This window comes from Labrenzia sp. 5N (assembly GCF_012395805.1).
GTDB classification, from domain to species: Bacteria; Pseudomonadota; Alphaproteobacteria; order Rhizobiales; family Stappiaceae; genus Roseibium; species Roseibium algicola.
This window is the reverse complement of sequence record NZ_JAAZTM010000011.1, coordinates 155,878-177,668: the sequence shown is the minus strand read 5'-3', so window position 1 is coordinate 177,668 and position 21,791 is coordinate 155,878. Positions and strand designations below refer to the sequence as shown.

The 21,791-nt window shown below is 59.6% G+C and carries 22 protein-coding genes; 11 read left to right on the top strand and 11 right to left on the bottom strand.

The genetic code is table 11. The features are described from left to right. Positions 1-4 precede the first annotated feature (4 nt). Positions 5-1,753 carry a TRAP transporter fused permease subunit gene (locus HEP89_RS11975; RefSeq protein ID WP_168692122.1) on the bottom strand — a complete coding sequence of 583 codons (1,749 nt, stop codon included), beginning with the start codon at positions 1,751-1,753 and terminating at the stop codon, positions 5-7. Here HEP89_RS11975 and HEP89_RS11970 point away from each other — a divergent pair. After that, entirely contained in the window at positions 1,752-2,030 is a 279-nt protein-coding gene (locus HEP89_RS11970; protein WP_168692121.1) for a hypothetical protein, read from the top strand. The genes HEP89_RS11975 and HEP89_RS11970 overlap by 2 nt on opposite strands. 1 nt (position 2,031) lies before the next feature. Here the strand turns inward: HEP89_RS11970 and HEP89_RS11965 are convergent, their stop codons facing one another. From HEP89_RS11965 to HEP89_RS11955, 3 genes are all read right to left on the bottom strand, one after another. Then, positions 2,032-2,988, bottom strand: coding sequence for a TAXI family TRAP transporter solute-binding subunit (locus HEP89_RS11965; protein WP_168692120.1), 957 nt, complete (start codon positions 2,986-2,988; stop codon positions 2,032-2,034). A gap of 208 nt (positions 2,989-3,196) precedes the next feature. After that, positions 3,197-3,937 (bottom strand): cell cycle transcriptional regulator TrcR, encoded by a 741-nt coding sequence (locus HEP89_RS11960; RefSeq protein WP_055661191.1) that lies wholly within the window; start codon positions 3,935-3,937, stop codon positions 3,197-3,199. Positions 3,938-4,092: 155 nt separating this feature from the next. Further along, positions 4,093-5,097: an NAD(P)H-quinone oxidoreductase gene (locus HEP89_RS11955; RefSeq protein WP_168692119.1), complete on the bottom strand. Its 1,005-nt coding sequence runs from the start codon at positions 5,095-5,097 to the stop codon at positions 4,093-4,095. A gap of 183 nt (positions 5,098-5,280) precedes the next feature. Here HEP89_RS11955 and HEP89_RS11950 point away from each other — a divergent pair, with 183 nt between their 5' ends. Together HEP89_RS11950 and HEP89_RS11945 are read left to right on the top strand one after the other, a co-directional pair. After that, a complete protein-coding gene (locus tag HEP89_RS11950) occupies positions 5,281-5,478 on the top strand; it encodes a DUF1192 family protein (RefSeq protein ID WP_168685370.1) in 198 nt (65 codons plus the stop codon). 414 nt (positions 5,479-5,892) lie between these two features. Beyond that, on the top strand, positions 5,893-6,432 hold the full coding sequence (locus tag HEP89_RS11945) for a DUF1465 family protein (protein WP_023003489.1): 540 nt from the start codon (positions 5,893-5,895) through the stop codon (positions 6,430-6,432). Positions 6,433-6,807: 375 nt separating this feature from the next. Here the strand turns inward: HEP89_RS11945 and rpmE are convergent, their stop codons facing one another. Beyond that, entirely contained in the window at positions 6,808-7,032 is a 225-nt protein-coding gene (rpmE, locus tag HEP89_RS11940) for a 50S ribosomal protein L31 (RefSeq protein WP_006932159.1), read from the bottom strand. A gap of 319 nt (positions 7,033-7,351) precedes the next feature. Here rpmE and HEP89_RS11935 point away from each other — a divergent pair, with 319 nt between their 5' ends. Continuing rightward, positions 7,352-9,160 (top strand): ABC transporter transmembrane domain-containing protein, encoded by a 1,809-nt coding sequence (locus HEP89_RS11935; RefSeq protein ID WP_077291755.1) that lies wholly within the window; start codon positions 7,352-7,354, stop codon positions 9,158-9,160. A gap of 65 nt (positions 9,161-9,225) precedes the next feature. Here the strand turns inward: HEP89_RS11935 and HEP89_RS11930 are convergent, their stop codons facing one another. Then, complete coding sequence (locus tag HEP89_RS11930; RefSeq protein ID WP_055661189.1) at positions 9,226-10,017, bottom strand: 3-oxoacyl-ACP reductase family protein; 792 nt, start codon at positions 10,015-10,017, stop codon at positions 9,226-9,228. Between the two features lie 135 nt (positions 10,018-10,152). Further along, positions 10,153-12,060: a propionyl-CoA synthetase gene (locus tag HEP89_RS11925; RefSeq protein ID WP_077291754.1), complete on the bottom strand. Its 1,908-nt coding sequence runs from the start codon at positions 12,058-12,060 to the stop codon at positions 10,153-10,155. Positions 12,061-12,245: 185 nt separating this feature from the next. Here HEP89_RS11925 and HEP89_RS11920 point away from each other — a divergent pair, with 185 nt between their 5' ends. Both HEP89_RS11920 and HEP89_RS11915 read left to right on the top strand, forming a co-directional pair. After that, on the top strand, positions 12,246-13,010 hold the full coding sequence (locus HEP89_RS11920) for a sulfite exporter TauE/SafE family protein (RefSeq protein WP_023003494.1): 765 nt from the start codon (positions 12,246-12,248) through the stop codon (positions 13,008-13,010). 201 nt (positions 13,011-13,211) lie between these two features. Beyond that, positions 13,212-14,846, top strand: a complete 1,635-nt coding sequence (locus HEP89_RS11915; protein ID WP_168692118.1) for an acyl-CoA synthetase — start codon at positions 13,212-13,214, stop codon at positions 14,844-14,846. A 58-nt stretch (positions 14,847-14,904) separates the two neighbouring features. Here HEP89_RS11915 and HEP89_RS11910 read toward each other — a convergent pair whose 3' ends face one another. Then, the gene (locus HEP89_RS11910; RefSeq protein WP_031270536.1) at positions 14,905-15,084 is read right to left on the bottom strand and encodes a DUF465 domain-containing protein; all 180 of its coding nucleotides are present in this window, start codon (positions 15,082-15,084) and stop codon (positions 14,905-14,907) included. A gap of 355 nt (positions 15,085-15,439) precedes the next feature. Here HEP89_RS11910 and HEP89_RS11905 point away from each other — a divergent pair, with 355 nt between their 5' ends. From HEP89_RS11905 to HEP89_RS11895, 3 genes are all read left to right on the top strand, one after another. Next, positions 15,440-15,646: a DUF465 domain-containing protein gene (locus tag HEP89_RS11905; protein ID WP_023003497.1), complete on the top strand. Its 207-nt coding sequence runs from the start codon at positions 15,440-15,442 to the stop codon at positions 15,644-15,646. A 148-nt stretch (positions 15,647-15,794) separates the two neighbouring features. Beyond that, a complete protein-coding gene (purE, locus tag HEP89_RS11900) occupies positions 15,795-16,283 on the top strand; it encodes a 5-(carboxyamino)imidazole ribonucleotide mutase (RefSeq protein WP_055661187.1) in 489 nt (162 codons plus the stop codon). 29 nt (positions 16,284-16,312) lie between these two features. Continuing rightward, complete coding sequence (locus HEP89_RS11895; RefSeq protein WP_168692117.1) at positions 16,313-17,404, top strand: 5-(carboxyamino)imidazole ribonucleotide synthase; 1,092 nt, start codon at positions 16,313-16,315, stop codon at positions 17,402-17,404. A 91-nt stretch (positions 17,405-17,495) separates the two neighbouring features. On the opposite strand, the gene HEP89_RS11890 is transcribed toward HEP89_RS11895, so the two are convergent. Then, positions 17,496-18,893, bottom strand: coding sequence for an MATE family efflux transporter (locus tag HEP89_RS11890; RefSeq protein WP_168692116.1), 1,398 nt, complete (start codon positions 18,891-18,893; stop codon positions 17,496-17,498). 403 nt (positions 18,894-19,296) lie between these two features. Between HEP89_RS11890 and rpsU the strand changes: the two genes are divergently transcribed. Further along, positions 19,297-19,524: a 30S ribosomal protein S21 gene (rpsU, locus tag HEP89_RS11885; protein WP_008188883.1), complete on the top strand. Its 228-nt coding sequence runs from the start codon at positions 19,297-19,299 to the stop codon at positions 19,522-19,524. A gap of 168 nt (positions 19,525-19,692) precedes the next feature. After that, positions 19,693-20,544, top strand: a complete 852-nt coding sequence (locus HEP89_RS11880) for a tetratricopeptide repeat protein (RefSeq protein WP_208984760.1) — start codon at positions 19,693-19,695, stop codon at positions 20,542-20,544. Between the two features lie 129 nt (positions 20,545-20,673). Here HEP89_RS11880 and HEP89_RS11875 read toward each other — a convergent pair whose 3' ends face one another. Both HEP89_RS11875 and HEP89_RS11870 read right to left on the bottom strand, forming a co-directional pair. Beyond that, entirely contained in the window at positions 20,674-21,345 is a 672-nt protein-coding gene (locus HEP89_RS11875; protein ID WP_168692115.1) for an RluA family pseudouridine synthase, read from the bottom strand. 109 nt (positions 21,346-21,454) lie between these two features. Then, complete coding sequence (locus HEP89_RS11870) at positions 21,455-21,736, bottom strand: aa3-type cytochrome c oxidase subunit IV (RefSeq protein WP_023003505.1); 282 nt, start codon at positions 21,734-21,736, stop codon at positions 21,455-21,457. Between the last annotated feature and the right edge of the window lie 55 nt (positions 21,737-21,791).

Here is a 21,791-nt window from a genome sequence, read left to right as displayed (position 1 = left end):
CTGCCTAGAGCAGATTGCCCCCGACAAAGATCACCAGAAGGCCTGCGCCGCTTGCAGCCAGCCTCTGCAGGGGCTTCCTGAAGCCAATGACCCCGTAGGAAACAAGGCCCAGCCCGAGGCCGATCTTGGCCGCGGCAAGCAGCGCCGGCAGCGGGCGGGCCGCAAGCTCCAGCACCGCCGGATTGGCGACCATGGCCAGAGGAATGATGTAGAGGCCAATGCCGAGCGCCATGGCGGAAAGAGCTACCTTCAGCCAGTTTTCGCCAATCATCCCGGCAGCGATGAAGACGGCTCCGCAGACAGGCGGCGTGATGGTCGACAGCAGCGCGAACCAGAAGACAAAAAGATGTGCCTGCAAGGGTTCCAACCCCTGCTGCATCAAGGCCGGTCCGGCAACGGAAACACAGATGACATAGGCCGCGGTCGTCGGCACTTCCATGCCGAGGATCAGACAGGCAAGCGCGGTCAGGAACAAGGACGGCCACAGGTATCCACCCGACCCGGACAGAATGAGCGAGGTGATCTTGACGCCGAGCCCGGTGATCGCCAGCACGCCGATGATGATCGATGCACAGACGATAATCGCCGCGATGACCGATACCTGACGAGCCGAGTTCAAAGCCGCGCTTTCCAGCCGCAGCAGGATGTCCTTGAGTACAAAGGTGCCTTGGGCGTTGAAGAAAAGCAGCGCGAACCCGGCCAAAATAGCAATGCAGGCAGCGTATTGCGGTGTATAGCGCGCGACGAACATGCCCCACAACAACACGGAGAACGGCACCAGGAAGAAGGCTGAGGTTATGGCCACCTGACGCATTTGCGGCTGATCGCCCTGATCGATGGCAGCAAGGTCATACCGCTTGGCATAGGCATTGATGCCCACCCAGACCGCGAAGAAATAAAGAACTGCCGGCAGCAAGGCCGCTGCCATGATCTGGGTATAGGGCACCCGTGTCAGCTCCACCATGACGAAGGCCCCTGCCCCCATCAAAGGCGGCATGATCTGGCCGCCGGAAGATGCAACTGCCTCGACGGCTGCCGCCAGTTTTTTCGGGTAGCCGAGCCGCGTCATGGCCGGAAGAGTGATTGCACCGGTGGAAGCCACATTGGCGGACGCGGAGCCTGAAATGGAGCCGAACAGCGCCGAGGACAACACGGACACCTTGGCCGCACCGCCCTTGAGCCGGCCTGCCGCGGCAGCAGCGACGTTCATGAACCCTTGTCCGGCTTCCCCGGCATTCAGAACAGCGCCGAAAATCACGAAAATGGCGACCACGCCCACCGAGACACCGGTCAGGCTTCCCCAGACCCCACCTTCAGCAATTGTCAGCGTGCCGAGAAAACTCGCAAGCGGCGTGCCGGAGTGACCGAATTCACTCGGAATATGCTGACCGAACATGCCATAGGCCAGTGCCAGCGCCGCCACCACCGGCAACGGCCAGCCGATTGCGCGACGCGCGCCCTCAAGCACAACCAGCAACAGGGTGCCGGCCATCCAGAACTGGAAGTCACCTTCCAGAAAGCCGTATTGGTCCGAAAGCGCGGACTGGTTGGCCACGATCCACAGACAGACGGCCACACCTGCAGCACACAGGACCGCACCGCTCACGCGCGTGAAAAAACCGCCTTTGGCAAAGATGAAGATCCATGGCAGGGCAAGTGCAAGATGAAGCGGCCGGCTGACGAGGTTCGGCACCAGACCGGAGAAGATCAGCCCGAGATGAAATACGACAAGCGCCGTTGCGAGAAGAAGCATGGCCATTCGCTGGAAGGGCGATGTCGCGGTGTCACCACTGATCATGGACTGGTATTTCTATCTGGTTGCGCAGCTTATCGGCCGAAGGGGCGACATGCCGCTGCACGGTTTCATTCTGTCAGAGCGCTCTCCTGCGCAAGGCAGGGAACTGATGCTTTTGGACAGTTCTGGAAGGGCCAGTTGGACGATTTCCGCCGGACCACTATGTCTGCTCGAACGATACGGGGCGCCATTTTCCGGCAGATCCTGCCATGGCACCCCGCGTTCGGTCTTGTGATTTATTTCTGAGCGTCGGTCAATTCGATGCCGGCTTCCTGATAGTAGCGTGCGGCGCCCGGGTGGATCTTGCCGGTGATATTGGCCATCAGTGCCTGGTCAACACCGTTCCACCACGGGGCTTCTTCGCCCATCTTGGCTTTTTCATCCCAGAAGGTCTTGGTCAGGGCATAGGCTGTGTCGTCATCCATGGCGCTGGTCGTATAGGCAACGACCGGCAGCGAGGTGGTGACGATGTCCTCGGACTGACCGGCATAGGTCCCGGCCGGAATGACCAGTTTCGAACGCTTGGTTTCGGCAATCTGGTCGTCGCTGAGCGAAAGCACCGTCACGTCCGCGGAGGCAGCCGCCTCGATAACATTCGGCGCGGGCCAGGAACCGGCGGTCACGAAACCATCGATCTGGCCGTTCTTGAGCGCGGCAACCGCATTGGAAAGTTCCGCGTCAGCGATGTTCACCTTGCCTTCGAGACCGAACATCTTGAGATATTTTTCGCCTTCCGTCGCACCGAAGGAGCCCTTGCCGAGAAGGATCGTCTTGCCTTCCATCCCGGCAAAGTCGGAAACACCGCTATCGGCCGACATGACGAAATGCATGGTCAACGACGGGATCGGGAACAGGGCACGGATTTCATCGAACTTCGGATCGCCCTTGCCTTCGAACATGGCCTTGCCGCCCTGGGCAAGGGAAACGAGCGCTGGCGGCGTCGTGAACACATAGTCACCACCGCGCGCTTTGGCTTCCATCACGTTCTGAACGGAGCCCTGGCTTTCTTCCACGGTGACAATCATGTCGCCATTGCTGCCGGCCTTGATGGCTTCCGCGATCTGGACACCCATCTGGTAATAGGAGGAACCGGTCTTGGCGGATTTATAGGTGATCCGCGTTTCCGCGTGGGCCTGGAACGAGCCAAGGGCGAGGGTCAGGCCAAAGGCAAGTTTCAAAAGTCTGTAGGTCATGAGCGTCTCCCGAATTTTTCAGGGAGATTATTGTGTGATCCTCAACGTGGCAACGCGTTTTCATATGATCTGGGTACGGCTCATGTCGAAAATTCAGCCATTCCACACCCTGGGCGGGCAAGCCGGAAACATGCGTCTGGAAGGTCAAACAAAAACCGCCGGCTGAACTCAGCCGGCGGTTCCAGGATTTGCAGAAAGCGGGAAGCGATCAGCGGTTTTCGTCGTCTTCTTCGTCTTCGTCCTGAGTTTCGCTCTTCAGCGAGTTCAGTTTGGCGAACACGGCATCGGCGTCGATTTCCTCTTCTTCCTCGCGCTGGATCGGCTTGGACGGATCGAGCGAGAAAGCAGCTGCGATAGCGTCTTCGCTGGTGCTGTCTTCGACGGACATCAGGGTCTCGTTCACTTCGCCTGCCATCGGCAGCGGAGCATTCTTCGCCGCCTTTTCGACTTCCATGTCCAGCTCAAGCTGGCTGCACAAGCCCAGGGTAACCGGGTCGGACGGCGTCAGGTTGGCAGAGTTCCAGTGGGTCCGGTCGCGGATTGCGGCAATGGTCGGCTTGGTGGTGCCGACAAGGCGCATGATCTGCGCATCCTTCAGTTCCGGATGGTTGCGCACCAGCCACAGGATCGCATTCGGACGGTCCTGACGACGGGACACCGGCGTGTAACGCGGTCCCTTGCGCTTGGATTCAGGCACGACCACCTTCGAACCCTGAAGCTTCAGCTGATAGTTCGGATCTCTCTGAGCCTTTTCGACTTCTTCACGGGAGAGCTGGCCGGTCAGGATCGGATCAAGGCCCTTGATCCCCTGTGCGGCTTCGCCATCGGCAATTGCCTTCACTTCAAGCGGGTGCAGTTTGCAGAAGGAGGCGATCTGAGTGAAACTCAGCGCGGTATTGTCCACGAGCCAGACGGCGGTTGCCTTCGGCATAAGCGGCGTGTTCGCCATCAGATAAATTCCTCTCGTCTGCTCCCTCGCCCGGCAGGGCGAAAAAGCGGTGTTCCTTGATCAGTTTCCTGGAAAGTGGCCGGAATATATGTCGAAAAACACGGAAACGCAAATACTCGCGTAACAATCGCGCAGTTGCAGGTTTCCATCCGGCATCAGACATCCACCGTCAGGACGATTTTTCCAATATGGCCAGAGCCTTCCATGCGCCGATGGGCTTCCGCGGCCTCGGCCAAGGGGTAGGTGGAATCCATCACGGGCGCGACTTTGCCCGATTCGAGCAGCGGCCAGACCTTCTCTTTCAGGCTTTCGGCAATTGCCGTCTTGAACGCATCGCTGCGTGGACGCAGCGTCGACCCCGTATGGGTCAGGCGCTTGACCATCAGGCGAGAGAAATTGACGTTCTCCGCAATGCCGTTCAGCGTCGCGATCTGGCAAATACGTCCTTCGACCGCCGCCGCTTTCCAGTTCCGTTCAAGATAGTCACCACCGACCATGTCCAGGATCACGTCCACCCCTTCGCCGCCCGTGATCTCCAGGATCACCTTTTCGAACTCCGCTTCACGGTAGTTGATGGCGTGGTCCGCGCCGAGCTTTTTCACCGCCTCGGCCTTTTCCGCCGACCCGACAGTGGTGAAGACTTCGGCGCCGAAAGCCTTCGCGAGCTGGATTGCCGTCGTGCCGATGCCCGAAGTGCCGCCATGCACCAGGAAGCGCTCTCCGCTTTTCAGGCCGCAGCGATCGAACACATTGGTCCAGACAGTGAAGAAAGTTTCCGGAACGGCTGCGGCCTCCACCATGGAAAGCCCCTTGGGAACCGGCAGGGCATGTCCTTCCGGCACCTTGCAGTAGGTCGCATAGCCGCCGCCAGGGGCGAGCGCCGTTACCTTGTCACCGATCTTGTGCCGACCTGCTCCCTCGCCCAGAGCCACCACTTCGCCAGAGACTTCTAGCCCCGGCAGATCGGACGCGCCCTTCGGCGGCGGATAGGCCCCCTTGCGCTGCAGGACATCCGGCCGGTTGACACCAGCAGCCGCCACCTTGATCAGGATCTCACCTTGTCCCAATTCGGGAATGGACCGCTCTTCAACGCGCAGAACCTCCGGTCCTCCGGGCTCTGAAATGGCAACGGCGGTCATGCGATCCGGCAGATTCTGCATAGAGGCGTTTCCTTTTTGGTTCATTTTGGGACTGGCTAGGCCAACTGTGCCTGGCATATGGTAAATCGAGCGTCTGTCTATTTGCAGGAAAACAGCCCGGCGAGGCAACCCGCCCGGGCTCGGGTTGAATAACGGTCGAAAACGCGGCCGGACCCCGATCTGGGACCGCAGAGGAGGAAACCGATGAACCTGTTTGATGAAGATGTCCCCAAAAAATCACCACTTGGCACAGTTACCGTAGGGGAAGAACTGTCTCGTCTTTCCGAGGCGGAGCTGCAGGAACGGATCGAAGCTCTGAAGGGTGAAATTAACCGTACCCAGAAGGAGCTTGAGCAACGCGGCACTATTCGCGATGCAGCCAACTCAATTTTCCAGAAGTGACCCTGTAAATTATTACAGAACTTGAGTTTATGTCCTTTTTTGACACGCACTTACAGTAAAGCTGATAGGTAAAAATTTACTCGTTTACCTCTTATTAATCTTTCTAAAATATAAACATAGCTATCCAGTCATCTGGATGTGAGTGGCTCCTGTCCACTCTGTTTGACGCCTCCCTGTTAAAGACTCAGAGCCGCAACCAAGCGGCTCTTTTTTTTGCCAACGCCTCATAGTATCTTGTCAATGTTCTGGTTAATGGCCGTTTACTTGTCCGTTTGGCACGCGCTTTGCTGGATACAGGCCATGAAGACCTGCATCGTTCCAAAAAGGAACACCTGAAACGGGATGTCATATTCCGGGACAGACCAAGAAGAGATGGCAGGATAACCGGAAGAGTAATTGAGGCTTAGCAATCCTATGACGGACGACATCAAAAAAGCCGGTGACACAGGAAGCGCAGTTCATATCGCGCATCACCTTGCCAGCTCCGACAGCTTCCAGAGCCTGTTTCAGGAAGGCATGTCGCTGGTCGAGGAAACCGCAATGTACCTGGACGGCAACGGCCGCGAAGAAGCCAAGCAGCTTCCGCGTCCTGCCTCCCTCGCCTACGCGACGGAGTCCATGCGTCTGACCACCCGGCTCATGCAGCTGGCCTCCTGGCTGCTGCTGCAGCGTGCGGTAAACGAGGGCGAGATGTCCCGTGAGCAGGCCGGCAGCGAGAAGAACAAGGTTCGCCTCGACAAGCTGTCCACAGCTGCGGGCGGCCCAACCTGGACTGATCTGCCGGAAACGTTGCGCGAGCTGGTTGACCGCTCTTCCCGGCTGCAGGAACGCGTCGTCCACCTCGACAAGATGCTCTACCGCAAGGACGCAGAGCAGGTCGAGGAAGCCACGAACGACAATCCGGTCGCTTCCCAGATCAACAAGCTGCACGCCGCATTCGGCAAGTTCGGCTAAGTCCGATCAACCTCTTTCGAATTCGAAAAGCCGCCGCAAGGCGGCTTTTTGTTTTGGGTGAGCCTGCGCCGGATCCCAGTAAAACCCCGGGGAGCCTCCCGAGTAGCGAAGCGTAGATCCGAAGCCTATACTCAACACCGAATGCCGAAGCGCCAGGGTTTGCTGATGAAGGTCAACACGCTCCAGTTTTCTGGCAAAGTCACTTGTCAGGTCTCTGGTCAGCTCTCTGGCCAACCCTCAGGAAACGGGTAGACCCAGGATCTCGCGGTGTTCGCCCGGGGTGACACTGTACCTGCTGTGCTTCCTGCAGACCTCAAAACACAAAAAACCCGGCCAGAGGCCGGGTTTTTCGTTTGAAACTGTCGTGGCTGAAGCTTAGGAGCCCAGGAAGCCAGCGAACTTGTTCTTGAAGCGGGACACGCGGCCGCCGCGGTCCATCAGCTGACGGTCACCACCGGTCCATGCCGGGTGGGACGTCGGGTCGATGTCGAGCGTCAGGGTGTCGCCTTCCGCACCATAAGTGGAGCGGGTGGTGTATTCGGTGCCATCGGTCATGACGACCTTGATGGTGTGGTAGTCGGGATGAATATCCGCTTTCATGGCCGGTCCTTTCAAGCGCCCTGTGACAACCTTCCGGGAAAGCCGCCAAGCAAACGCAAAACGAAATGAGGGGCCGCCGATCCGGTTGCGGACGCCGCCCTCAGAAACATGAGGCGGGGATATACCCCATGGAAGGAGCCAAGACAAGGGGCAAATTCCGGCAATTTCCAGCTATCTCCGGCAAAGGATTTCAACCCCTCGCCGACACGGCCCGCTTTCCTCCGGCAAAGCCCTTTTAAAGCTCTTGGCGGCTTTGTCCAAAGTCATTGTCCGCACTGCGGAACATGCTAAGACGGGAAGGAACAACAAGGAGACCCCAGTGGCCGACGCCCCTGCCAACGAAACCCAATCCCCATCCGGAAAGTCCCGCAGATCGCTTCGCCCGCTTACCCGGCTGCTGCCGTATCTCTTCCGGCACAAGACCATGGTTGCAGCGGCAGTCGCAGCCCTGTTCTCGGCCGCCGTCATAACGCTTGTCCTTCCTGCGGCGGTCCGCCGGATGATCGACTTCGGCTTCGGCGCCGATGACCCCGCGCTGGTCAATTCCTATTTCGCCGTGCTGATCGGCGTGGTGTGTGCCCTGGCAACTGCCAGTTCCGTTCGCTATTTCCTGGTCATGTGGATTGGCGAACGGGTCGTCGCCGATGTGCGCTCCGATGTCTTTGCTCATATGACCAGGCTCAGCCCGGTCTTTTACGACAGCGCCAAATCCGGGGAAATCCTCTCCCGTTTGACGGCCGACACCACCCAGATCAAGGCTGCCTTCGGCTCCAGCGCGTCACTTGCCATGCGCAACCTGATCATGTTCCTGGGCGCTGCCGTGATGATGGTCGTCACCAGTCCACGGCTTTCCGTCATCGTCCTGGCAGCTATCCCGGTCATTCTCATTCCCATCCTCGGCTTCGGGCGCCAGGTGCGCAGAAGGTCCCGCTTTGCCCAGGATACCCTTGCTGAAGCGTCTGCCTATGCAAGCGAGATGTTGGGCTCGGTCCGCACGCTTCAGGCCTTTACCCATGAAAGCCGCAGCGCAGGCCGCTACGCAGATGCCGTCAATGCCGCCTTCCAGGCTGCCCGCCAGGCAATCGTCGCCCGCGCTGCGCTGACCGGTTTTGCCATCATGGTGATCGGGGCCAGCATCGTCGCCGTCCTCTGGATCGGTGCGAGCGACGTCTTCTCCGGCAGGATAACCGGCGGTGAACTCAGCCAGTTCCTGCTCTATTCCATTCTGGCGGCTGGATCCCTGGCTGCGCTCTCCGAAGTCTGGGGCGAACTCTCACAGGCAGCCGGCGCGGCAGAGCGCCTGTCGGAACTTCTGGAAATCCAGCCGGAAATCGCCGCACCTGAAAACCCGGTCAGCCTGCCCGAGACGCCACGCGGCGAGATCGTCTTCCAGGATGTGTCTTTCGCCTATCGCAACGCGGAGAAAATGCCTGTCGTCCGCGACCTCAGCCTCACCATATCGCCGGGCGAGACCGTTGCCGTGGTCGGGCCCTCCGGCGCGGGCAAATCGACCCTCTTCAGCCTGCTGATGCGGTTCTACGATCCCGTCTCGGGTGACATCCGCCTCAATGGCGTTGCCCTGCCGGATCTCGACCCGGAAGACCTGCGCCGCCATATCGCACTGGTGCCGCAGGACACGGCTATCTTTGGCGCCAGCATTGCGGAGAATATCGCCTACGGACGGCCGGACGCCAGCCAGGAGGAAGTCATCGCCGCCGCTGAAGCAGCGCTTGCAGCCCCCTTCATCGAGAAGATGTCGGACGGCTACGACACCATCGTCGGCGAACGCGGCATTACCCTGTCCGGCGGCCAGCGCCAGCGCATTGCCATTGCCCGTGCCGTCCTGAAACACGCACCCGTGCTGCTGCTGGACGAAGCCACGAGCGCGCTCGATGCGGAAAGCGAAAATCTGGTCCAGCAAGCCCTCGACCGGCTGATGGAGAACAGGACCACGCTGGTGATCGCGCACCGGCTGGCGACGGTTCTCAAGGCAGACAGGATCGTGGTGATGGAAAACGGACGGATTGTCGAAACCGGAACACACGGCGAACTGACCGCTGCCGGTGGCCTTTATGCCAAACTGGCGAGGCTCCAGTTTGGTGCCGAGCTGGACGCGGAAACCGCATAGCCCGTCAAATGTGAAAAGGGCGGCACGATTGCCGCCCTTCTTGGCTGATGAATGCCGATGTCAAATCACGCGTCGTCGGGAACCGCGACCGTGTAGTTGAGCGGCATGCGGCCACCGTCGGCGAAGATCGTCTGACCGGTGACGTAGCTGGCATCGCTGGACGCCAGGAACGCGGCGACGCTGGCGATTTCGGACGGTTCGCCAACGCGCAGCATCGGCGTCCGCGACAGGATGCGGTTCTTCGCCGCCGGATCGCTGTTCACCGACGCCAGCATCTCGGTCATGATCGAGCCCGGCCCGATGGCGTTGACGCGGATACCGTACTGGGCAAGCGACAGGGCGGTCGTCTTGGTAAGCTGCGACATGCCACCCTTGGAAACGCAGTAGGGGATCTGATTCGGGATCGCGAGCACCGAGTTGACCGACGACATGTTGACGATGCAGCCCGGCTCGCCACCGTTCTGAACCTTTTCCACCATATGGCGGGCAACGGCCTGCGAGCACAGGAATGCACCCTTCAGGTTGATCGACAGGACGCGCTCGAAATCCTCTTCTTCCAGGTCGAGGAAATCCGCGCCGACCACGATGCCGGCGTTGTTGACCAGTACATCGATATCGCCATAGGCGTTCAGCGTTTCGGCAACCAGATTGCGAACGTCCAGACGTTCAGCGACGTTGCAATGGATGTACATTGCCTCGCCCTGCGATTTCAGATCTTCAGCCGCGGCTTCACCGGCTTCGTCATCCACATCGGCAATCACGACCTTCGCGCCATCGGCGACAAAGCGCTTGGCGACTGCAAATCCGATCCCACGGGCTGCCCCGGTAATGATGGCGACCTTATTCTCCAAAGACACGGAAACCTCACGGCTGCTTGAGTTTAATTCTGATGCGCAAATAGCGCGGGCCGCTTCGCGGCGGCCCGACATTAAGTGTCAAAAACGGCTGTGTCGATGGCTGTTATCGCCCTCCAGCAACGTCACCTGGTCAATTCAGACGGAAATTCCGTGTGTTTTGAGCGCTTCGGTAATCTCGTCCAGGATTGCCGGATCATCGATCGTGGCCGGCATTTTCCAGCTTTCTCCGTCGGCGATCTGGCGCATGGTGCCTCGAAGGATCTTCCCGGAACGCGTTTTCGGCAACCGGTCGACGGTGATCGCGATCTTGAACGCCGCCACCGGGCCGATCTTGTCGCGCACCAGCTTGATAAGCTCCTTCTCGATCTCGTCGTGGGTCCGGTCGACACCGGCTTTCAGAACAACGAACCCGCAAGGCAGCTGGCCTTTCAGTTTGTCTGCAATGCCGATGACGGCACATTCGGCAACATCGGGATGCGTGGCCAGCACCTCTTCCATGCCGCCGGTCGACAGTCGGTGGCCGGCAACGTTGATGATGTCGTCGGTCCGCGCCATGATCGACAGATACCCGTCATCATCAATGATCCCGGCATCCGCCGTCTTGTAGTACCCGGGGAACTCGGCGAGATAGGCATCGAAGAATCGCTTGTCCGCATTCCACAAAGTCGGCAATGAACCCGGCGGCAACGGCAGTTGCACCACGATGTTGCCAAGTGTATTGGCGCCCAGCGGATGGCCGGCATCGTCCAGCACCTGGACGTCGTAGCCGGGCATCGGCACGGTGGGAGACCCCGGCTTGACCGGCAACTGGCCGAGACCAACCGGATTGCCGACGATGCACCAGCCGGTTTCCGTCTGCCACCAGTGGTCGATCACCGGCACCTGCAATTGGTCGATGGCCCAGTTGACCGTTTCAGGGTCCGCACGCTCTCCCGCCAGAAACAGGGACCGGAACTGGGACAGATCATATTTCTGGATCAGCTCGCCTTTCGGGTCTTCCTTACGAATCGCCCTGAAGGCAGTCGGCGCCGTGAACAGCGATACGATGTTATGGTCGGAAATAACCCGCCAGAACGTTCCCGCATCCGGCGTCCCCACAGGCTTGCCCTCGAACACGATCGTGGTGCAGCCGTGCAATAGCGGCGCGTAGCAGATGTAGGAATGGCCAACCACCCAGCCGACGTCTGATGCCGCCCAGAAAACTTCCCCCGGCTGAATGTCGTAAAGGTTCTGCATCGACCATTTCAGCGCCACCATGTGGCCGCCGTTATCGCGAACGACACCCTTGGGCTGACCGGTCGTGCCGGAAGTGTAGAGAATATAGAGCGGGTCGGTTGCCTTCACCGGAACCGGTGCGATCCTGCGCCCGGCCGCGACAGCATCTGCCTGAAGAGTTCCGAGATCGTGGTCCCTGCCCGCTTTCAGGTCCGCCGTCAGTTCCTCGCGCTGGAAGACGAGGCAGCTGTCCGGCTTGTGCCTGGCAATGTCGATGGCCTGATCGATCAGGGGCTTGTAGGCAATGACGCGGCCCGGCTCGATGCCGCAGGACGCTGCGATGATTGCCTTCGGGGTTGCATCATCGATTCGCGTTGCCAGCTCGTTTGCGGCGAACCCGCCGAAGACGACGGAATGAATGACACCAAGACGCGCGCAAGCCAGCATCGCCATCACGGCCTGGGGGATCATCGGCATGTAGATGATGGCCCGGTCGCCCTTGACGAGGCCCTGGTCGGCCAGAACGCAGGCCATGGCCTCCACTTCTTCCAGAAGCTCCGCATAGGTGTAGCTTGCCGTCCGTCCGGTAATCGGGCTGTCGTAGATAAGTGCCGGCTGGCCGGGACGACCGCGCTCCACGTGCCGGTCCAGGCAATTGTAGCAGGTGTTGCACTCCCAATCCGGATACCAGCGGCCATATTGCCCCTGATCGGGATCGAACACCTTGTCGCCCGTCGAGACCCAGTCGATTTCCTCAGCGGCCTCTTTCCAGAACCCGAGCGGATCCTGTTTCCAGCCCTGGTAGATCTCGTGATACCGGCTTGCCATGACAATGTCCTCCCAAACACAAGCCCGGAGACACAGCTCCGGCTTTTGAGGCCTAGAGTGCTGTAAGGGCACCCGAAATTGCAAGCCTCCGCTTATAGGCAATTCGGCCTTCGGGACTTTACGTAAGCACTCTGGCATGATTGTCTGCCGGGCCTGTCCGTTCTACTCCTCGCGTTTCTCAGCACATGATCCCAATTACTGATCCCTGGTTCTATGCAGCCGCCATTCCGTCGGTCTTTCTGGTCGGCCTGTCCAAGGGCGGGTTCGGCGGCACCTTCGCCATGCTTGGAGTGCCGATCATGGCGCTCGTCATTTCACCGCTGCAGGCCGCCGGCATCATGTTGCCGATCCTGATCGTGATGGACATTGTCGCGCTGATTGCCTATCGCGGCCGTGCTGACTGGAAAACCCTCAGCATTCTGCTGCCTGCGGCCGTGATGGGCATTGGCATCGGCTGGGCCACGGCCGCCTATGTCAACGACTCCTTCGTCATCTTCCTGATCGGCATAATGTCCCTGGCGTTCGTCGCCGATTATCTCTTCAAGCAGCGCAAGATCACCACCGCGAGCGGCCACAATCTGCCGAAAGGCACGTTCTGGGGCATGATGGCAGGCTTCACCAGCTTCATCAGCCACACCGGCGGTCCACCCTTTCAGATGTACATGCTGCCGCTGCGCATGGCGCCCATGCTGTTTGCCGGAACGGCGGTCATCTTTTTCGCCACCGTGAATGCGATCAAGCTGGTGCCTTATTTCCTGCTGGGACAATTCGACGCCACCAACCTGTCGACTTCCGTCACGCTGTTTCCAGTTGCGCTGGTGGCAACTCTTGTCGGCGTCTGGCTGGTGCGCATCGTCAAGGCGGAAATGTTCTACGCCATCATCTATATCTTCATGGGCGTGATCGGCGCCAAGCTGACTTATGATGGAATTGTCGGCCTTCTTGCCTGACAAGGCGTGCAGGGTGGATCGTCTAAGGGGATACCCCCGCCAATGACCAATTGCACGGCAAACCGTTTCCGGTTTTGATACGGCCAAAATCAACCGGTCACCGTGCCTTCCCCCCATTTGGCGGAGGGGACCAGATTGGTCTCAAGACGTTTTTGGCATCCCGTTCCCATCTGCTGGCGGGATGCTTCAGGGAGGATGGTCATGGATGCCAGCGTCAACCCCTTCGCCCGGGGTCTCGACAAGAACACCGCCAATTATGCACCGCTCAGTCCGCTGAGCTTCCTGGCGAGGGCGGCGGATGTGTTTCCGGACACGGTTGCGATCGTCCATGGCCGTCAGCGGACCGACTACCGGACCTTTCACCGGCGGGCGCGCCAGCTTGGATCCGCATTGACGCGGCTCGGAATCGGCAAGAACGATACGATCAGCGTCATGCTGTCCAACGTGCCGCCGATGCTGGAAGCCCACTACGGGGTGCCCATGGCCGGTGCGGTTCTGCATTCCATGAACACACGCCTCGATGCTGCTATCATTGCCTTCCAGCTCGACCATGCCGATTGCAAGGTGCTGATCACCGATCGAGAATATGCGCCGGTCGTCAAGGAAGCCCTGTCGATTGCGACGGTGACACCTACCGTGATCGACTTTTCCGACACCGAATTTCCGCAGGAAGGCGAACGTCTCGGCAGCCTCGACTATGAGGAATTCGTGCAATCGGGCGACCCGGACTTTGTCTGGTCGCTTCCGGATGACGAATGGGATGCGATCGCGCTCAACTACACCTCCGGCACCACGGGCAATCCGAAGGGCGTGGTCTACCACCACCGCGGCGCCTATCTGCTGGCCCAGGCGAATGTGATTACCGCCTCCATGGCCAAGCACCCGGTCTACCTCTGGACCCTGCCGATGTTCCATTGCAACGGCTGGTGCTTTCCCTGGTCCCTGTCGCTTGTCGCCGGAACCCATGTCTGTCTGCGCTGGGTCCGCCCGCAAACCATGTGGGACCTGATTGCCGATGAAGGCGTCACCCACCTGTGCGGCGCGCCAATCATCATGTCGACGCTCCTCAACGCAGCGCCCGAGCACAAGCGCGATCTTGACCGCGAAGTGGAATTCTTCACAGCCGCCGCCCCGCCGCCGGAAAGCGTGCTCGCAGCCATGAAGACCGCCGGTTTTAACGTCACCCATCTCTATGGCCTTACGGAAGTCTACGGCCCGGCGGTCGTCAACGACTGGAAGGTCGAATGGAACGACCTGCCGCTTGCCGAACAGGCACAGAAAAAGGCACGCCAGGGCGTACGCTATGTCGCGCTGGAAGGTCTGACGGTGCTCGACCCGGAAACGCTGGAGCCGGTGCCCGCCGATGGCGAGACCCTTGGCGAGGTCATGTTCCGCGGCAATGTCGTGATGAAGGGCTACCTGAAAAACCCGGAAGCGACCGAGAAGGCCTTCAAGGGCGGCTGGTTCCATTCCGGAGACCTCGGCGTCCTGCACCCCGACGGCTATGTCCAGCTGAAGGACCGGTCCAAGGACATCATCATCTCCGGCGGTGAGAACATCTCTTCCATCGAAGTGGAAGAAGTGCTCTACAAGCACACCGACGTGCAGGCCGCGGCTGTGGTGGCGAAACCGGACGAGAAATGGGGCGAAACCCCTTGTGCCTTTGTCGAGCTGAAGGACGGTTCAACGGTTAGCGAGGCCGACCTGATTGCCTTCTGCAGGCAGCACCTTGCCAGCTTCAAGGCTCCGAAGACTGTTGTCTTCTGCGAATTGCCCAAGACCTCGACAGGCAAAATCCAGAAATTCGCCCTGCGTGAGCAGGCAAAGGCGCTCTAGGGGCTGAAAACAAAAACGCCGCGCAATGCGCGGCGTTCAATCTCAGAGGAACTGCCCTCTAATGGAGCGTTTCCTTTTCCCGTATTCGCGTAATCTCATCCTTGATCTTGAGCTTTTGACGCTTCATGTCAGCCAATTGCAGGGAGTCTGTACTCGGATGTAACTGAGCGTCTTCAATCTTGCGTTCCATTTCCGCGTGACGGCGCTCAAGTTCTGCGAGATGCGACTGCATTGACATGGATAACCTCCTGTCTGTTGGCTCAACATTTTCATCGTGCCACAGGAATTCCGACGTTGTCGATTGTTCTTTGCGCATAGCTTGAGCGTTTCGCCGTCAAATTATGCATTCTCGCTGCTATCCTTAGGAAACCCTGAAGAAGCGACCCCAATTAAGACACTTAAAACTCACGAAAATTACCCTTGAAAGATTTGCCAGTTCACAAGTTTTCAACATACGAAATCGTGACCTGCACCCCGGTTCGCGTGACGAAAGCAAGGGACTTTTGAAAACCGGCCACCGGCTGGCCTAAGATGATATCTTGCCCGTCATCGGCAAAATGGATTAGGACTTATCTCCTGTTTGGGGGACATAGATGGCGCAGATGGATAGTGATGCGTTGCGTTTGCAACTGGCGCAGCTTCGCCAGGAACACAGAGATCTTGATGCGGCCGTCGAGGCACTCGCCTCAACTTCGAACCAAGATGCCTTGCAGCTGCAGCGGCTGAAGAAGAAGAAACTGATGATCAAGGACCGGATCACGGCACTTGAGGATCAGCTGTTCCCGGACATCATCGCCTGAGCTTGCCTGCCACCGGGTTTCCCGCATCGGCACCATGCACCCCGAATGTGAATTTCCGACACGAAATCTGCCGATTCGCGCTTGCGATGCGCGGCGCGCTGCCTATACTCCGCGGCTCTTCTGAGCCCGCCGGAAACTGGAGCATTTTATGGCCAAAGCGGATGTCGCCATCATCATGGGAAGTCAGTCGGACTGGCCGACAATGAAACACGCCGCCGACACGCTGGACCAGCTCGGTGTCAGCTACGAGGCACGCATCGTCTCCGCCCACCGCACGCCGGACCGGATGTACGACTTCGCCAAGAGCGCAAAGGCCGAAGGCTTCAAGATCATCATCGCAGGCGCAGGCGGTGCAGCCCATCTTCCAGGCATGACTGCGGCCCTGACGCCGCTGCCCGTCTTCGGTGTTCCGGTCGAAAGCAAGGCGCTTTCCGGCGAGGACAGTCTCCTGTCCATCGTGCAGATGCCCGCCGGCATTCCGGTCGGCACGCTTGCCATCGGCAAGGCGGGTGCCACCAACGCCGCCCTGCTGGCAGCTGCTGTCCTGGCCCTGCATGATCCGGCGATCGACGCCGCCCTCACCGCCTTCCGCGCCGAGCGCACTGCCGCCGTCGCCGAAACGCCATCCAACGACTGAAATAGCCCGACGCGGGCAGGATCCATACCATGAACGCCAAAACCCGTTTGAGCCCAGGCGACACCATCGGCATCCTTGGTGGAGGCCAGCTCGGCCGGATGCTGGCGCAGTCGGCCGCCAGTCTTGGTCTGAAGACACATATCTTCTGCCCGGATCCGAACAGTCCCGCTTTTGACGTCAGCGCCACCTTCACGGTTGCGCCCTACGAGGACATCGACGCGCTCGACCGCTTCGCCTCCTCCGTCGACGCCGTTACCTATGAATTCGAAAACGTGCCGGGCCCGACCGCTGCCCATCTCGACGCCAAGGTTCCGGTGCGCCCCGGTGTGCGTGCGCTTGAGGTTTCGCAGGATCGTCTGTTCGAAAAGCAGTTCCTCTCCGGTGCCGGTGTTGCCATTGCCGACTTCGCCGACATTGCCTCGCAGCAGGATCTCGAAGAAGCCGTCGCGCGTTTTGGCGGACAGGGCGTTCTGAAGACCCGCCGCTTCGGCTATGACGGCAAAGGGCAGCAGATGATCCGCAAGCCCGAGGATGCCGACGGCGCCTTTGAAAAGCTCGGCGCGGTGCCGATGGTGCTCGAAGCGCTTATCCCCTTCGAGTGTGAAGTCTCCGTGATTGTCGCACGAGACCTGGACGGCGGCATTGCCTGCTACGACATTGCCCGGAACCACCACGAAAACCACATCCTGAAGACCTCGACTGTTCCTGCCGGCGTCTCGCAAGCAACGCTGGACGCAGCCCGTGCAATGGCCGGGAAGATTGTTGCCGGTCTGGATTATGTCGGTGTCATGGGCGTTGAAATGTTCCTGGTACGCGAGGCAGCAGGCGAAAGACTGCTGGTCAACGAGATTGCACCGCGCGTTCACAATTCCGGCCACTGGACGCAGGACGCCTGCCTGACGTCCCAGTTCGACCAGCACATTCGTGCTGTCGCCGGCTGGCCTCTTGGCTCTGCCGAGCGGCATTCGGATGCCGTCATGGAAAATCTCATCGGCTTCGACGCCGACAGCTGGCACGAGGTTCTCAAGGAACCCGCTGCCCGTCTGCATCTTTACGGCAAGGCCGAAACCCGCGAAGGCCGCAAGATGGGCCACGTCAACCGGATCTCGTTAAAGTCCTGAACAGGACCATCTGAAAAGGATTGAAAAAGCCCCGGACACGAGCCGGGGCTTTCTGGTTTTGACGCTGATACGTTGCCAAAACGGGGCTGGCTCAGCCGGGCACGAGACCCAGTTTCTCCCGCCGGGCAAAGCGCAGGTTCGCCAGCACCGCGACGGAGGCAAGGCCACCCGCCAGGCCGCACCAGACACCGACCCCGCCCCATTCGGCCACGAAACCCAGTCCAAGCGACAGGCTGATGCCGACGACCCAATAGCCAAACAGGGCATAGAAAAGCGGTATCGTCGTGTCGCCCAGGCCGCGCAGGTTATTGACACCGATAATCTGGCCGCCATCGGCAAGCTGGAACAGTGCCGCGACCGTCAGGAACGAGACGCCATAGGCCATCACTTCCCTGGCTTCAGGGTCGCTGAGGTCGAGATATGCACCCACCAGTTGCTCCGGGATCGTCCAGAACAGAATGGCAAATAGGCCCATGAACAGCATGGTCACGACCAACGCGGTCCAGCCGGCGCGGCCGACCCCCTTGTAGTCGTCCCGCCCGGAAGCAAGGCTGACGCGGGTCATGGCGGCCACGGACAGACCGACAGGCACCATGAAGGTGATGGATGCGATCTGCAGGGCGATGCCGTGACCGGCGAGCGGCAGCGTGCCCAGCCAGCCGATCATCACCGACGAGGCCGTGAACAGGGAGCCCTCTGCAATGATGGTCAGTGCAATCGGCGTTCCCAGCCGGACGATCTGGAAGAAGACAGGCCAGTCCGACCGCCAGATACGGCCAAGAATGTTGTAGCGCCGCAGCCTGGGGTGCAGCACGGCATATGCCAGCAGGAACAGGAATGTCGTTGTCGCACTGATGACCGAGGCAATCCCCGCCCCAACCAGTTCCAGGCGCGGGAAACCGAGTTCGCCGAAAATCAGCACATAATCCAGGAACGCATTCGCGATGGCACCGGCAATCGTCGCCCAGAGCACCACCTGCGTCCGCTCCATTACGGTCAGGAAGCCGCGCACGGCCATGATCAACAGAGCCGGCAACATGGTCCATTGCAGATAGACCATGTAGACCCCCGCGAGCCTGGCCAGTTCCGGCTCCTGCCCCAGCATCAGCAGGATAGGCTCGATGAAGATCAGGATGCCCCAGACAGGAATGCAGAACAGGACGGAAATCCAGAAGCCCATGCGCACGGCCCGGCGCAGGTCGCGCAGCTTTTTCTGGCCGCGGGCACGGGCGGCAAGCGGAATCACCGCCTGCAGCACACCCATGCCGAAAAACCAGACCAGCATGTAGAAATTGAAGGCCAGCACGGAGGCAGCAAGCTCCTGCGCGCCGAGACGTCCGATCATCAGAACGTCCGTGGTATTGATGGCCATCTGGGCCAACTGGGCCCCGGCAAGCGGCAACCCCAGAGAAAGGGTAGGCCGTATGTCGCTCCGCCAAAGGGACTGGCTCTTGTCCGAATCGGGAGCCCTTGACGCGTTCTGCGCCATTGTTTCCTCCAACAATGTGGGCAAGGTCATGCCTTCTTGCACGAGGCTCTTCTGACCGGGGTGAGACATCCACCTCTAGTCGTGATACTGTCCGGTGTCCACACTTGTTCTACGGGTTGGGGACACGCTCCGGCGCAGGTGCCGGAATCCGATTTTGGCGGGTTTCTTTGCGAATGCCTGTGGACACATAGGGTTTGCTCTGGTATTAAGCGCGCCAAAGTGAGCGACGCGTCAGCGGCGATAAGGTCTCTGTACACATGTGGATGCTTGATTGATCGGTACGCCGATGGGCACACGCATGTGTTTTTGAAACCACCGTAAGGTTCGTTGGCGAAGCCTCGCTTCCATCATGGTTATTCTTGCTGCGGATCCTCTGCAGCGCATCGAAAACGGGAAAAAACGCGTGCAGGTTCTGGTTCGCGACAACAATGTCGATCAAGCGCTGAAGGCGCTCAAGAAAAAGATGCAGCGCGAAGGCATCTTCCGTGAAATGAAACTTCGCGGTCACTTTGAAAAACCGTCTGAAAAGAAGGCGCGTGAAAAGGCTGAAGCAATTCGCCGTGCACGCAAGCTGGCTCGCAAGCGGGCACAGCGTGAAGGCCTGCTCCCGGGCAAGTCCGCTCGCCGCTAAGTTCGGCTTGAGCGTTTCTGGCGGATTTGGCCGCCAATCTTCTCAAAACTGCCCTAAGGCCGACCGAAGTTCCGGTCGGCTTTTGGCGTTTTGCGGGGAATGCTTCCGGCTCGGTTCAAAGAGCGTGAAGCAGCCATACTCCCGCCCTATTGGAGGCAGATGAACGGCATGTCTAATCGCTTGACCCTTAGAGATCGTATGTGCCGCATGCGCAAGTTTCTGCCCCATGCAACGTTGCTTGGCCTTGCTGCCGTACTGTCGGCCTGCACCACGGGCGTCTACGACGATGTGCCGACCAATGCTTCGGCCGGATCTTCGACCAACATCGCCTCTCTGACGGCGGTGATCGATGCCAATCCGAACGATGCAAGCGCCTACAGCACCCGAGGCATTGCCTACGGCCAGGCCGGCAAGCTGGACAAGGCGGTCGAGGACTTCAATCGAGCTCTGCAGCTCAACCCGCAGTCCTACCAGACCTATGCCAACCGCGGTCTTGTCTATCGCCGCATGGGCCAGAACGATCAGGCGGTCTCCGACTACACCCGCGCGATCAACATCAAGCCGGACTATGACGTGGCCTATGTCGGGCGCGGCAACATCTATCGCCAGCAGGGCAACTACAACGCTGCCCTTGCCGACTTCAATTCCGTCATCACCCGTGACAGCAGCGATGCCCGTGCGTTCTACAATCGCGGCCTGATCTACCAGGCGCAGAACCAGCATCAGCGCGCGATCGAGGACTTCGCGACTGCCATCGGCCTCAACCCGAAGGCAAGCGCTCCCTATATCGCTCGCGGCATCTCCTACATCGCTGTAAACGACCCGAACGCCGCCTTCTCGGACCTGTCGATGGCCGTCAATCTCGACCGGGATTCCGCTATTGCCTGGGCGAACCGGGGCCTCGCCCAGGAAATGCTCAACAATCCGAAGGATGCACGCCGGAGCTACACCCGCGCGATCACGCTGGACAACTCCAACAAGATCGCCCGCGAAGGTCTTGGCCGCGTCGGCAACGGCTGATCCGGCCCAAACGTAAGCTTTCCAAAAGACCTGAAGTCATCATGTGCGGTGACTACCCAGACCTGTTTGCGGTGTCTCCCCCGGTAACGGCTGAAGTTGGCCGAGGCACCACTCAGGCCGAATGGCTATCTAGAACGGTACTTCAGACCGGAAACAGATCCGCTCCCCATGCGCCGGATGGTGCAGTTCAAGCGTTTCGGCGTGAAGCGCAAGCCTGCTGGAGGCTGTCAGCGCCTCACCTTCCGAATAGAACCTGTCGCCTATGATTGGATGCCCGAGCGAAAGCATGTGGACACGCAGTTGATGCGACCGTCCCGTATGGGGAAACAGCCGGACCCGCGTCGTCAGTTCTTTCCGCTCAAGTACCTTCCACCTGGTTTGCGCAGGTTTGCCAAACTCGAAGCTGACCATCTGCTTGGGCCTGTTCGGCCAGTCGCAGACGAGCGGCAGATCAATTTCTCCCTCGTCTTCTGACGGGCTCCCCCAGATATCGGCAATGTAGGTCTTGAGCGTCTTGCGCCGTTCGAACTGAAGCCCCAGATGCCGATGTGCTGCGGGGTTCCTTGCCAGAACCATGACACCGGACGTATCCATGTCGAGCCGGTGAACGATCCGCGCGTCTGGGAAGCGCTTCTGCGCGCGGCTTTCGACGCAGTCGCCATGTTCGGCAGCCTTGCCTGGGACGCTCAAGAGCCCGCTCGGCTTGTCGATCACCAGAAGATCGTCATCTGCGTGCAGCACCGTCAGAAACGGCTCCAGCGGTGGGTCGTAGACAAAGGATGCTGGCGCGGCTTGGCTCATCGCACTCGGGGTCCGGGAACAAAAGGAAAAGGCGCGGATCTGTCCGCGCCTTTCCAAAAACAGATGTGTTCGTCTGTGCTGGCCGGACCATGAAGGCCGGAGGCTTAGCTCAGACGGTCAGGATCGCCAGGATGCCGCTCAGAACGAAGACAGCTGCAGGCGGGATCCAGCCGGATGCACCCAGAGCCATGCCGACAGCGGTGGCAATGAGGGTTGCGATCAGCAGCAGCCAGCCAAAAACGGTAGCAGCGGTGCCGCCAAAGGCGAACATGATCAGGCAGACGACAATGGTCAGGACTGCGATCGTGCCGATCTTGGAGAAGTTGATGAACCCCTCGTAAGTCTGCTCGTGAGCGTCATAGTCCATTGCGGGCGCAGTTTCGTCAGACATGAAGTCCCCCAGGAAAATTCGATAGTCGGCAGCCTACATACAATAAAGCCTGCCG

Excerpts from the sequence above, each read along its gene's own strand:
- HEP89_RS11970 (WP_168692121.1), top strand. The coding sequence starts at position 1,752 with ATGGCCATTCGCTGGAAGGGCGATGTCGCGGTGTCACCACTGATCATG.
- HEP89_RS11975 (WP_168692122.1), bottom strand. The coding sequence starts at position 1,753 with ATGCTTCTTCTCGCAACGGCGCTTGTCGTATTTCATCTCGGGCTGATC.
- HEP89_RS11965 (WP_168692120.1), bottom strand. The coding sequence starts at position 2,988 with ATGACCTACAGACTTTTGAAACTTGCCTTTGGCCTGACCCTCGCCCTT.
- HEP89_RS11960 (WP_055661191.1), bottom strand. The coding sequence starts at position 3,937 with ATGGCGAACACGCCGCTTATGCCGAAGGCAACCGCCGTCTGGCTCGTG.
- HEP89_RS11955 (WP_168692119.1), bottom strand. The coding sequence starts at position 5,097 with ATGCAGAATCTGCCGGATCGCATGACCGCCGTTGCCATTTCAGAGCCC.
- HEP89_RS11950 (WP_168685370.1), top strand. The coding sequence starts at position 5,281 with ATGAACCTGTTTGATGAAGATGTCCCCAAAAAATCACCACTTGGCACA.
- HEP89_RS11945 (WP_023003489.1), top strand. The coding sequence starts at position 5,893 with ATGACGGACGACATCAAAAAAGCCGGTGACACAGGAAGCGCAGTTCAT.
- rpmE (WP_006932159.1), bottom strand. The coding sequence starts at position 7,032 with ATGAAAGCGGATATTCATCCCGACTACCACACCATCAAGGTCGTCATG.
- HEP89_RS11925 (WP_077291754.1), bottom strand. The coding sequence starts at position 12,060 with ATGGCAAGCCGGTATCACGAGATCTACCAGGGCTGGAAACAGGATCCG.
- HEP89_RS11920 (WP_023003494.1), top strand. The coding sequence starts at position 12,246 with ATGATCCCAATTACTGATCCCTGGTTCTATGCAGCCGCCATTCCGTCG.
- HEP89_RS11915 (WP_168692118.1), top strand. The coding sequence starts at position 13,212 with ATGGATGCCAGCGTCAACCCCTTCGCCCGGGGTCTCGACAAGAACACC.
- HEP89_RS11910 (WP_031270536.1), bottom strand. The coding sequence starts at position 15,084 with ATGTCAATGCAGTCGCATCTCGCAGAACTTGAGCGCCGTCACGCGGAA.
- HEP89_RS11905 (WP_023003497.1), top strand. The coding sequence starts at position 15,440 with ATGGCGCAGATGGATAGTGATGCGTTGCGTTTGCAACTGGCGCAGCTT.
- purE (WP_055661187.1), top strand. The coding sequence starts at position 15,795 with ATGGCCAAAGCGGATGTCGCCATCATCATGGGAAGTCAGTCGGACTGG.
- HEP89_RS11895 (WP_168692117.1), top strand. The coding sequence starts at position 16,313 with ATGAACGCCAAAACCCGTTTGAGCCCAGGCGACACCATCGGCATCCTT.
- HEP89_RS11890 (WP_168692116.1), bottom strand. The coding sequence starts at position 18,893 with ATGGCGCAGAACGCGTCAAGGGCTCCCGATTCGGACAAGAGCCAGTCC.
- HEP89_RS11880 (WP_208984760.1), top strand. The coding sequence starts at position 19,693 with ATGTCTAATCGCTTGACCCTTAGAGATCGTATGTGCCGCATGCGCAAG.
- HEP89_RS11875 (WP_168692115.1), bottom strand. The coding sequence starts at position 21,345 with ATGAGCCAAGCCGCGCCAGCATCCTTTGTCTACGACCCACCGCTGGAG.
- HEP89_RS11870 (WP_023003505.1), bottom strand. The coding sequence starts at position 21,736 with ATGTCTGACGAAACTGCGCCCGCAATGGACTATGACGCTCACGAGCAG.